Consider the following 12,147-nt stretch of genomic DNA (forward strand, 5'->3'; position numbering starts at 1 on the left):
AGTATAACTGTTTTTGAACAAAGGCTTATTTCACAGGCCATTACGCCAATTGATTACAAAAATAAAATTACTAGTGGCCATATCCAGCTGAATTTATTCGATTCTTAACCGGACACTAATGGTTTACAGTAATTCTCAAAAATATGTTCCGTTTTAAATGAGGAAACTGTCTGAGTGAATTAGAAATTGTTAAGAAAGAACTTAAGTACAATATTGTTTATTTATTGAAGTAGTTGTCATACCGAAACTAATTATTATAAAGACAGTGAGTTTTTTCTTTACAATTTCTTATAAACGAGTTTTTCATTGTTTAAAACGGAATATATTTTTGAGAAACAGTATAAATCTCTGGTGTTCCTAATTCTATTAAAATTAACGGAACCCCTTAAATAGGTTCTTAAATTATTTTTTATAGGTTATTGAATTTCCGATACGTTTAATTAGTGATAGCGTCGTAAAAAGCTCCATCTACTGCATTTCAGTGTTTTTTCAGATGCTCGAGATAATACCTGTATTGCCTACCACTCCGCCTTTTTATCCCGCTGATTTTTAGCGGGGGTATATGAAGCTTTCTACTTAGCCATTGGTGAACTTTTTATGATTTTATCAATCAGTGGCTATTCATTAGGAAACAATGATATTCCGTAAAGCGGATAATTTTTTATTATTCCATCATGTTTGAAATTCATCAGAGTGGCGCGTGACAATACATCAGGCTGATATTTTTCAGCATATATCTTAAGGCTTTTTTTCTTTTTACTAAAACCGGATTTGACCTCCAGCGGAAATATCTGCTCATGAAGCTGTAAAAGAAAATCAATCTCTGCCGAACTCTTAGCTGTCCAGTAGTATAATTCTTTATGATTATGCGCTTTCAGCTCCTGAGCGACAAAACTTTCAGTAAAAGCACCGTTGTATTCTGAAAACAGACGGTTTTTTTCCATTATCGTTTTCTGTGACAAATCAATCATGGAACCAAGAAGTCCTATGTCAAACAAAAAAATTTTAAATATATTTTCTTCCCTATAACCGCTAAGCGGAATTTTGGGAACTTTTACATTATATGACTTATAAACAAGCCCGGCATCCACCAGCCATTGAAGTGCCTCGGCATAATCCCGTGAACGAGCGTTTTTAGAAATCTGAGAAAACATAAATTTTTTATTTTCTTTAGCCAGTTGACCGGGGATAGCATTCCATATACTGGTAATTTTTATAGCATCCGATTTTGAAGCATATTTTGAGAAATCAAATGCATATGCAGAAAGAATTTCGCTTTGGACTTTCCTTACTTTTTTTAAGTCACCATCCGTTTTGTATTTTAGGATGGCTTCAGGCATACCACCGATAAAAAAATAGAGTCTTAAAAAATCAGTTAAATCGGCGTGAAAACTGGCTTCAATTGGTTGGAAATCCTTTTTATTTTGGAGATAATTACGAAGTTGTGATTTGCCGATACCATTTAGAAATTCTCTAAACGAAAAAGGAAACAGATCAAGAAAATTTACTTTTCCCACAGGAAATGGCGCGGATTGGCCGACTTTGATCCCCAGAAGGGATCCGGCGGATACGATATGGTACTGGTTTGCATTCTCATGGAAATATTTTAGACTGTTTAAAGTTTCTGGTGAATTTTGAATCTCATCAAATATGATCAGGGTCTTTTCAGGGTCAATGTTTGACTCAAGATAAATTGAAAGCTTTTCAATAATTCTATCGGTCTGAATTTTTCCTTGAAAAAAGTCATTCAGATTCGGATCTCCCTCAAAATTAAAATAGGCAACACCGTGATATTCGTTTCTTCCAAATGCATTGAGAATATAAGTTTTTCCTACCTGCCTGGCTCCTTTCAAAATAAGAGGTTTGCGGTCAACATCATTTTTCCATTTAAGCAGCTCATTATATAAATCTCGTTTCATGGATAATCTAATATCAATTAATGTGAAAATTATCAAGATTTATATCATAAAAATGTGAAATATTTTCATTTTTATGCCGGATAAATGTGAAATTATGTACTAAAAGAGATAAAAGCAGGTAAAAAATTGTTTCAGGTAGGGAGATAAAAATTTAGACTATTTCAACCACACCGATATCAGCTTTACTGCGATATCTCTTGCTGTTGGTGGCAATATGGCACGGTTGTTTTTATCGGTAAAAGATCTGATAAACGGGTGGTTTTCAAACTCATCAATAAATATATTATCAATGACAAACTGGGTAAAGCGATCCTCTTTATCGATATGACCCTGCTCGCGTAGTTTTTTTCGATACATGGCGATAGAAAATTTTTTAATCTGCGGTATTACTTTGTCTTTAAAATCTTTTAAATAGGATTTGCTGACACCCATTTCCTCTGCAAGCCAGTGGATGAGGGTATCTTCATCCTGTTGATAGTGTTTTTCGATAAACTGTTTCGCCGCAGGTACTGACATCTGTTCCGATATATAACTGATCAACATCGCAAGAATTTCTTCGTTATGTCGAAAATTAGCAAGCGCATAATTTTGAAACACCACAGGAACTTCATCATTAAGAATGATTTGCAGGATGCTTTTGTCGTTTTGTGAAACCAATGAGGATTTTTGCCGGAGCAAATCGTATTTGCGCTTAATCATAGGAAAAACATCGGTCACGAAAGTGTCTGCATCATTTTTATCAATGCCCAGCTCTTTTGTAAAATAGGCAGGATTTATATTTTTTCCTGCAAAAAAGTGGTCTCTGCTAGTTTTCTCCATAAAACAACAGTCCGGTTATAGTAGTTGTCATACATATGTTCCGTTTTAGCGGACAAGTATACGAGTTATTCATCGTTTAAAACAAAATATATTCATTAGAAACAAACAGTCGTTTTTCAATCTTAAGGTTAAGAAGTTATGGGAACATTCACCGTGTATTTTCCTGCCGGAAGATAGCTTTTGAGAAATTGCGGATTAAGCTCCTTTATTGCTTTAAAGTCAGTGCCAAAAAAATGAGCAAACTCAGTGATATAAATTGTCTTTTTAATGTTTACGTGTATTCTATCGTATTCTTGCGGCTTGTAAGCACGCTCCGGTGGAAAATGATAACCGTATCGGTCAGGATTTTCCATCACTATTTTGATGGCTGCAATCCTGAAAATATATCGTTCGGTTTCCAATGGAAGATTGAGCCTGTAATAATCACTGGTTTTTTGCTCGCGAATGGCTTTTCGGATACGCGTTTCCCCACCATTATATGCAGCAAGAGCCAGTGCCCAGGTGTGGAATTTGCGCTTAAGAAATTTTAAGTACTTAATGGCCGCTTTAGTGGAATGCTCAAAATTCAGTCGTTCATCCACCATATTGTCCTTTCTCAGACCATTACTTCGAGCAGCAAGCCTCATAAACTGCCACATCCCTTTTGCCCCTTTACGTGATCGAGAATAGGTCAGCAATGCGCTTTCCGCCACGGCAATGTACTTTAAGTCCATGGGCATATCTGCTTCGGAGAGCTTTTTTTCAATATAGGGGAAGTATCTCCCGGCCCGTTTCAAATACATAAAAACCTGCGCACGATCCCACACCGTTATATTAAATTCCCGATCCAGCATTTCCCATACCTGAGGATTCTCCAGAGGTATCATTTCGCCGCAGAGAGATAAAGTTTTCGGCAAGGAAAAATCTTGAACCGTCGGTAAAGCAGCGGCAGTCTCCGGTATTTTTACATCAGGCCCTATAATATCGCCGTAAACCATGTTATTACATGAAAAAGCGGCAATTAAACCAGCGGCGAAGAAAAAACCGGAAAATAATATCATCTTGATTTTCTTATTCATAACCTAACCCTCTTGTCTCTTCTTCAGCAATTTTCTGTATTATTACGGGTAAAGCAACCTTCTGGGAAATGAATACCACACCTTTCCTGCAGACAAATCGGAGGTGATCTAATATATTTTACAAAGAGGAAAAAATGGTGTGATCCTCTGGACAATTTGCCGGATGTCCCAAGGATTAAGCTGCTACGTCTTATGAGTCCTTTTGACTATATACTTTTTTATCCTGTTGCCATCCATCTCCTTTACCGTAACGGTAAAACCCCCCATTTGGATCTCTTCTTTCTCCAGGGGAATTCTTTCAATCTGGCCAAGAACATACCCGGAAAAAGTATCATATTCCTTTTTATCCGGTATATTCATATGTATCTTCTGGTTCACCTCATCAATATCAGTCTTGCCCAAAACAATCCATTCATCTTTTTTTATCGGTTTAATAAGTGGTTCATATTTATCTGTTTCATCGCTTATTTCTCCGACTATTTCTTCAAGCGCATCTTCCAGTGTGATCAGGCCGGATACACCTCCGTGTTCATCTACCACAATCGCTAAATGGTCTTTCCTTTTTTTGAACTGGTGAAGAAGTGAATCGAGTTTAACGTATTCCGGAATAAAATAAGGCCTGCGCATGATTTTTCTGACATTAATGGCTTCATCACATGCCGATTGATGCATAAAGAGATCCTTGATGTTTAGAATACCAATCACATGGTCTAAATCTTTTTCAATCACCGGGATTCGGGTAAACCCCGGCTTAACCACATCTTCGACCTTGAGTTCCTTATCGGCTTCGATCACAAACATATCGCCCCTAGGGGTCATTATTTCCGAAGCATTGGTATCATCAAATTCGAAGATATTGTGAATAAATTCCTTTTCTTCTTTCCCTATCTCTCCTTCCTCTTCCACGACCTCGACAAAGGTCATTAATTCTTCTTCCGTTATTCTTGGCTTACCCTTTATTTTTCCGGTAAACCGGGGAATAAAATTAAGAAAAACGATAATTGGGAAAAAGACAACCGATAGCCAGTAAATGGGAAATATCACCAGCCTGGCAATCAGGATGTTGTTTCTGGTGGCAATCGATTTGGGAAATATCTCACCAAAGATTAAAATAAGCAGCGTCATGATTCCGGTTGCAATCCCAACCGCATTACTTGAAACAATATTTATGGTAATTGCTGTTGCCAGCGCAGATGCCCCTATATTAACGACATTATTGCCAATTAAAATTGTGGTTAACAGTTTATGCTGATCGTCTTTCATTTTCTTTATCAGTGCATTGGCCATCCCTTTTTGCTTGCCGAGATGCCTGGCTTTTGCTCTACTTATTGAAAACAGAGCGGTTTCCGCTGAGGAAAAAAATCCTGATAGAAAAAGAAGGATGATTAATATAATAATTTGGTTGAACATAAAAATTTTCCCAATTAAAATAAACCGGACAGGTAAAACAGCGGAGCACCGGGTTTGAAGAGCGTTTCGCTTAAGGCAAAATTGCGGCCGAGAGTCCCTCTTCAGGTCCCGAAGTGACTCCCATCACTCTCTTACCCCACAAACGATCTTCGTAAAACCGTATCTTTCTTCCACCTCTTATCATCATGGTATGGATATTCAATATTATAATGGAGTCCGCGGCTTTCCTTTCTGTGCCTAGCACATTTTATAATAAGTTCCGCCACAATGGCGATATTTCTCAACTCAATGAGATCTGCCCCTACCTTGAAATTCCAGTAATACTCTTTGATTTCGCTTTGAATAATTTCAATACGCCTTTTGGCCCTGGCGAGACGTTTATCCGATCTGACAATTCCCACATAGTTCCACATCAATCGCCTGATTTCATCCCAGTTGTGGGTAACCATGATCATTTCATCACTGTCCGTTGTACCCACTTCATCCCAAGAAGGAGGAGCAGGGGTTGATTTAAAATCCACGTTGTTCAAATTTTTTACCGCATGAACAGCCGCTTGGTCAGCATAGACAATTGCTTCCAGCAGAGAATTGCTGGCCAGCCTGTTGGCTCCGTGCAGTCCGGTACATGCTGTTTCACCAATAGCATAAAGCCCTTGAATATCTGTCTGGCCGAATATATCTGTTGCCACACCTCCGCACATATAATGGGCAGCAGGAACAACTGGAAGCGCTTCGGTTGTCATGTCAATGCCAAAAAAAAGGCATTTTTCATAAAGATTTGGGAAACGTTTTTTTATAAAATCAGCTTTTTTATGTGATATATCGAGAAATACAAAATCATCCCCACTTTTTTTAAGCTCGGTATCGATTGCACGGGCAACCACGTCACGACAGGCGAGATCCTTTTGCGGATCATATTTTTCCATGAAAGGCTTTCCCGCTGTATCGATGAGAATTCCCCCTTCACCTCTAACGGCTTCGGAAATAAGAAAATTTTTTGCCTCCGGGTGATACAGACAGGTGGGGTGAAACTGAACGAATTCCAGGTTTGCCACTGTTGCTCCGGCCCTGTAAGCCATTGCAATACCGTCTCCTGTAGCAATGTCGGGATTGCTGGTGTACAGATACACTTTCCCGCTACCTCCGGCGGCCAGAAGCGTAATATGCGCGGAAAAAGTTTTTACTATATTGGTTTTTCTGTTAAGGACATATGCACCACAGCAATAGTCCTCATGAGTCGTGGTAACAAGGCCTCTCTTCATTCTGGTGGAGCATGTAATCAGATCAATGGCAATGTGATTTTCATACAGGCGGATACGCGGGTGATCTTTAACCCGATTTACCAGCGCCCTTTCAACTTCCTTTCCGGTCATGTCCTGGGCATGGACGATACGATTTTTTGAATGCCCTCCCTCCCGTCCAAGGTCAAATTGAGGCAAACTAGATGTGGTCGTTTTTTTAGCGGATAAATTGAACTGTACGCCCAGGTTTATCAACTCCAAAATTCTATCCGGACCGTTTTTAACCACCATGTTTACCACATCCATGTTGCAAAGACCGTCTCCGGCAGCAAGTGTGTCTTCTAGGTGGAGATCAAAAGAGTCGTGGCTGCCAAAGACAGACGCAATTCCTCCCTGAGCCAGGTTGGTGTTGCTGTCCATGGCTTCTTTTTTGGTTACTAATGCAACATTGCCGAACTCTGCAACCTTTAAGGCGAATGAAAGACCTGCGATGCCGCTTCCAATGATTAAAAAATCGGTTTTTATTTCCATATTATAGTAATTCTGATAAATATGTTTCGTTTTAAATGAGGAAACTGTCTGAGTGTATTAGAGATTGTTAAGAAAGAACTTAAGTACAATATGGTCAATTTGTTGAACCAGTTCTATTACTAAAATAAATTATCATAAAGTCAGTCTGTTCTTTCTTTACGATCTCTTATATACGAGTTTTTCATCGTTTAAAACGGAATATATTTATCAGAAACAGTATAAGGTTGATAGACTCGTAAAAAGTAGAGACCTTTGAAAAATGGTAATTTTCGAAGGCCTCTCATCTTCAATTTTGCCAATCAATCGGTTCTATCTCAAAATTGTTCTTCGTCGCTGGCGCTTGGCACTGAAACCTATTAAAAAACCAAGCAGGAGCACACCGGCACCAGCTAAAAACCACCTGATTGTTCGCCTGAATTCAAGTTTGGTTAATTCTTTTTCCAGTAATTCGTATTTTTTCCCATATTCGGCCAGTTGCGCAGCGGCTTTGGTGTATTTCGACTTTAATTGAATATAGTCGGCAGACTCGGTTTTAAGAGCTTCATAAGACACATGGATTTCTTCGGCTTTCTTTTGGGCTTCATTGAGATCTGTTGTAATTTTGCTGTTTTCCCCTTTAAGCTTTTTATTTTCTTCAATCAAGCTTGAAGCCTGAACCGTCAGTGTTTTATGCTTTTTTTGAAGCCATTTCAATTTAACATTGTTTGTTATTTTGCTGGTTAGATAGCGGATTAAAACCCAGCCTTCTTTGCCGTCATCAAGCCGGATCAACGCCCACTCATCCTCTGGTTGCAGCATATCAACCGTTTGACCGGATTGAATGACCGCTATTATTTTTCCATTCATCCCCTTGGCATCCCGAACCGTCAGTTTTAAAACATCAGAGACATACATGGTATCAGCATAGGCGACATTATAAAACACAATCAGAACAAAACCAATGAAAACAATAAATTTAGCAATACACTTCATAACTGTCACTCTCTTTTAAATTTAAAAATTGACTAAATCAAAATGAACCTTATTCTATGTTGGATTCTTTGTAAATGATATTGATCGTATTGTAAAAAAATCAAATTTTTTATCCAGGATATGGAGTTTGCATGGATAACTAGTTGCTAAAATGAATTATTGACTGTTTTCCTTACAAGCTTGGTGGTGAAACATTGTTTTTTTACAATTTCATCAATATTGAATCTATCAATAATTTCTTTAAAAAAGTTAAAAGATATGATAAATATATAAAATATCAACAGTTTTTTTAAAAAAGGCTATATTTTATGATTGCTTACGATCTACAGTGTTCTTCCGGTCATACTTTTGAAGGTTGGTTTGAAGATGGAAAAGCATATTACGACCAGAAAAAAAGAGGTCTGGTCACCTGTCCGGTGTGCAATGACACCTCTGTTTCCAGGGTTCCTTCCACCTTTGCTATCAAAGCATCACAAAGACCGGCAAATTTTCCCGCCAAACAGCCCGAGCTTGATAAAATCGGCAGTAAAATAGTCGATTTTGTGCAGAAAAATTTTGATGATGTTGGCTGCGATTTTGCCAAAGAAGCACTCAAAATTCATTATGGAGCCGTTGAGCCGAGAAATATCAGGGGTATCAGCACAAAAGAAGAAGAAAAAACTCTGGAGGAAGAAGGCATAGAGTTTTTTAAAATTCCCATGCCAACCACGCCTGATACCGATGCATAGCCCATTTTTCCCACCTGCGTTTCCCCAAAAAGTCAAATCATCAGCGCAATGCAGTCTTAGCAGGCAAGATATATGAGACCATCAATTTTGCTAAACTTTTAAATAGCTGAGTTCTGCCTCTTTGCAGCACGGCAACTCAAAATAACTTATTGACATATCAAGAGTTTATAATATAGTTGTTTGAGAGTTTTTAATATACAGCTTGCCATAAATATGTTCCGAAATATGGAATTGCGGTATAAGTGGTTGTAGAAAAAAACGTTTCGATAACGGAACGTTTTTTTCTACAACCACTATAATCACCGGATGGCGTTGTAACAAGTCTTATATACAAGGCATATCGGTTTTTCAGGAACGAAACTATACTTATAGTATGTCGAGTTCCTGAAAAACCGATATAACACAGTAGATGAGTCTTGTTACGACGCCATTAATCTGTCAGCCAGCATAGACAGGCGCTTTTGCGGACTGTCGTTTTTAAGGGCGGTTAAAATGGCTTTTCTGCTGCCTATAATCACCACCAGTTTTCTACCTCGCGTCAGGGCTGTATAAAGCAGATTCCTCTGCAAAAGCACAAAATGCTGCATCAATATTGGAACAATCACTGCCGGATATTCAGACCCCTGTGATTTATGCACCGATATGGCATAAGCCAATGATATCTCATCCATTTCCGAAAATTCATAATCAACTACCCGACCGTAGAAGTTGACCGAAAGCATTTGCGCTTTTTTATCAATATCGCATATCGTCCCGATATCCCCATTGAAAACCTCTTTTTGATAGTTGTTTTTAAGATGCATAATCTTGTCACCCAGTTTAAAAGTATGACCCATCGTTTCGATCATCATCTTATTGGGATTTAATCTTTGCTGAAGCACATGGTTCAGGTTAAGTGTGCCTGCCAACCCCTTGTGCATCGGTGTTAACACCTGAATTTCATCCAAAGGGTCAAAGCCAAAGCATTGAGGGATTTTTCTTTCACATAATTCAGCGATCGTGGTGGCCACCACTCCCGGATTATTTTGCTCAATGAAATAAAATTCGGATAACTCTTCCGGGTCGCCTGCCTTTTCCAGATCCGGCGGTTGCCCTTGACGGATTTTATGGGCATTGGTAATTATCGGACTCTCCTTGGCATGTCGGTAAATTTTCTTAAGCTCAAATGTTTCAACTTTTTTTGATTGGATAATATCGGAAAAGATATTGCCCGGTCCCACCGAAGGAAGCTGAAATGCATCCCCTACCAGTATCAGCATCGATTGCATATGAATCGCCTGCAGCAGGTGAAACATCAAAAAAGTATCTATCATGGAGGCTTCATCTATGACTAAAGCATCTGCATCAACCGGATTGTCCCGATTCTTTTCAAAAAAACCATTGGCTGGATTGTACCCCAGGAGCTTATGAATGGTTTCAGCTTTTCTACCGGTCACCTCAGAAATACGTCTGGCAGCTCTGCCGGTGGGAGCGGCCAGGCACATACTTTTCCCCAGAGCATCAAAAAGAGCTGAAATAGATTTAATCAGGGTTGTTTTTCCGGTTCCTGGACCACCGGTTATGACAGCCATACGATGGGAAAGAATTCCTTCAAGTGCGGCAAGCTGTTCGGAAGAAAGTTTGATGGCCAGCTTTTTTAAAACTTCCCGGGTAATTTCAGCTGAATCAAGACCGGAAAACGGGGTGGGAATGGATAAAAGCGCATGAATCTTGTCGGCGATGCCGGTTTCTGCCTGATGAAGCGGTTTTAGAAAAACAGCCTCGGTGCCGGTGTCATTATTAAGCTTTTCAATGACTACCTCTCCCGACAGGGCTAAATTTTTTAGTGATTCTACGGTTACATCAGGGCGTATGTTAAAATGATTTTCGCAGTTTGAAATGAGTTGATCTTTATATACAAATGTATTTCCCTCAGCTAAAAACTGTTGCAATAAATGCATCACAGCGCCCCTTGCCCTTTTTGTCTCGTCAATGGGCATCCCGCTATTTTGCATAATCGCGTCGGCCATAAAAAAACCGGTTTGGGGAAAGTCGTTAACCAGCCGGAAAGGATCGCCACAGATGATATCCATCGCCTCCTGGCCGTATAATTTGTATATCTTGGCACCGAAAGATGTTTTTATTCCGTTTTCCTGGAGAAAGTGAATGAGCCTTCGTATTAAATGGTGTTCTTTCCAGGCGACTGATATTTTATTTGCCGCCGCTTTCCCTACCCCTTTCACCTCAACCAGTCTTTCAGGGTTGTTTTCAATCACTTCAAGTGTTTTACCCGCAAAATGGTTGACCAGTCTGGAAGCTGTCCTGGCGCCGATCCCCTTTATAAAACCGGAGGTAAGGTATTTTTTAATCCCTTCAGTCGTTGCGGGTAGCACCACTTCAAAAGAATCGATTTTGAGCTGTTGGCCATATCTGGGATGAGTTTCCCATGTTCCGGCAATTTTAAGCGTCTCTCCCAGGTTTGGATCAGGCATGTAGCCCAGCACGGTTACCGGGCTCTGTATATCGCTGATTTTTAATTTTGCGATGGTGTAATGATTTTCTTTGTTATGATAGGTAATTTTTTCCAGACATCCTTTTACGGTGGTCTTAGGAAGGGATCTATTCATTAACTTTAGTCACTTTTGGGTCGACGATCCATTGAACCGCTTCATAAAGATCCTGAGCCACATGATCCGGGTAAATTTTCTTTTTTACCAGAGCCTTTTCCGCTTCAGCGCCGTTTCCGGTTTTAACCAGGACAGCCTGGCCACATCCGGCATTGCGGGCGCACTCGATATCCTTTGCACTGTCTCCCACCATTACCGCATCTTTAAGCTCTATGCTGTAATCATATTGAGCCTGAAAAATCAGTCCTGGTTTGGGTTTGCGGCAGTCACAATTGTCCTCGGGCAGGTGGGGGCAGAAAAAAATGTCATTAATCAATCCACCGCCGGCTCTTATCTCGTTTTTCATCATGGTATGGATATAATCAAGACCCTGTTGGGATACCATGCGGCGATTTATCACCGACTGGTTTGTAATTACGACTATATTAAATCCTTTTACGGTCAGCGTTTTTATGGCTTCAATGCTTCGTGGAATAAATTTGAACTCCGACCAGTTTTTGATATAATCCGAACGGTCAACATTAATTACCCCGTCCCTGTCCAGGAACACCACCTTATCAAGTTTTTGGCTGGCAATACTCATTTTAAGCGCTTTTTTTTATACATTCGCTTTTTAAAAAATCATAAATTTTTAGCTTTTGTTAATTAATTCTGCTAACATTTTTTAACCGCAGAATATCGAACAAGGAATCATGAATGTCGAAGTAAAAAGAGATACTTCCTCATTCGATATTCATGATTCCTTGTTTCCGGGTAGAACTGGGAGGTTACCCTCCCAGAGCCCCCACAGACCCGTACGAGCGCAATTAACGCATACGGTTCCTCAGGTTATGGCTTCGCTACACGTATGAATGCACTATTCT

Annotated in this window: 9 protein-coding genes; 1 reads left to right on the forward strand and 8 read right to left on the reverse strand. The window is 39.5% G+C overall.

The window, feature by feature from the left end:
* Positions 1-617 precede the first annotated feature (617 nt).
* From SWH54_00105 to SWH54_00130, 6 genes are all read right to left on the reverse strand, one after another.
* A complete protein-coding gene (locus SWH54_00105) occupies positions 618-1,919 on the reverse strand; it encodes an ATP-binding protein (protein MDY6789653.1) in 1,302 nt (433 codons plus the stop codon).
* Between the two features lie 156 nt (positions 1,920-2,075).
* Positions 2,076-2,738, reverse strand: coding sequence for a hypothetical protein (locus tag SWH54_00110; GenBank protein MDY6789654.1), 663 nt, complete (start codon positions 2,736-2,738; stop codon positions 2,076-2,078).
* A gap of 128 nt (positions 2,739-2,866) precedes the next feature.
* The gene (locus tag SWH54_00115; GenBank protein MDY6789655.1) at positions 2,867-3,796 is read right to left on the reverse strand and encodes a lytic transglycosylase domain-containing protein; all 930 of its coding nucleotides are present in this window, start codon (positions 3,794-3,796) and stop codon (positions 2,867-2,869) included.
* 183 nt (positions 3,797-3,979) lie between these two features.
* Positions 3,980-5,206, reverse strand: coding sequence for a hemolysin family protein (locus SWH54_00120; GenBank protein ID MDY6789656.1), 1,227 nt, complete (start codon positions 5,204-5,206; stop codon positions 3,980-3,982).
* 131 nt (positions 5,207-5,337) lie between these two features.
* A complete protein-coding gene (nadB, locus tag SWH54_00125) occupies positions 5,338-6,978 on the reverse strand; it encodes an L-aspartate oxidase (protein ID MDY6789657.1) in 1,641 nt (546 codons plus the stop codon).
* A gap of 309 nt (positions 6,979-7,287) precedes the next feature.
* Positions 7,288-7,950, reverse strand: coding sequence for a TIGR04211 family SH3 domain-containing protein (locus tag SWH54_00130; GenBank protein ID MDY6789658.1), 663 nt, complete (start codon positions 7,948-7,950; stop codon positions 7,288-7,290).
* A gap of 308 nt (positions 7,951-8,258) precedes the next feature.
* Between SWH54_00130 and SWH54_00135 the strand changes: the two genes are divergently transcribed.
* The gene (locus SWH54_00135) at positions 8,259-8,678 is read left to right on the forward strand and encodes a DUF1178 family protein (protein MDY6789659.1); all 420 of its coding nucleotides are present in this window, start codon (positions 8,259-8,261) and stop codon (positions 8,676-8,678) included.
* A gap of 419 nt (positions 8,679-9,097) precedes the next feature.
* On the opposite strand, the gene SWH54_00140 is transcribed toward SWH54_00135, so the two are convergent.
* Complete coding sequence (locus SWH54_00140) at positions 9,098-11,284, reverse strand: ATP-dependent RecD-like DNA helicase (protein MDY6789660.1); 2,187 nt, start codon at positions 11,282-11,284, stop codon at positions 9,098-9,100.
* On the reverse strand, positions 11,277-11,867 hold the full coding sequence (gmhB, locus tag SWH54_00145) for a D-glycero-beta-D-manno-heptose 1,7-bisphosphate 7-phosphatase (protein MDY6789661.1): 591 nt from the start codon (positions 11,865-11,867) through the stop codon (positions 11,277-11,279). The genes SWH54_00140 and gmhB overlap by 8 nt, the downstream gene beginning before the upstream one ends.
* Positions 11,868-12,147: the final 280 nt, after the last annotated feature.

It is taken from the genome of Thermodesulfobacteriota bacterium (assembly GCA_034189135.1).
In the GTDB taxonomy this organism is placed as follows: Bacteria; Desulfobacterota; Desulfobacteria; order Desulfobacterales; family JAUWMJ01; genus JAUWMJ01.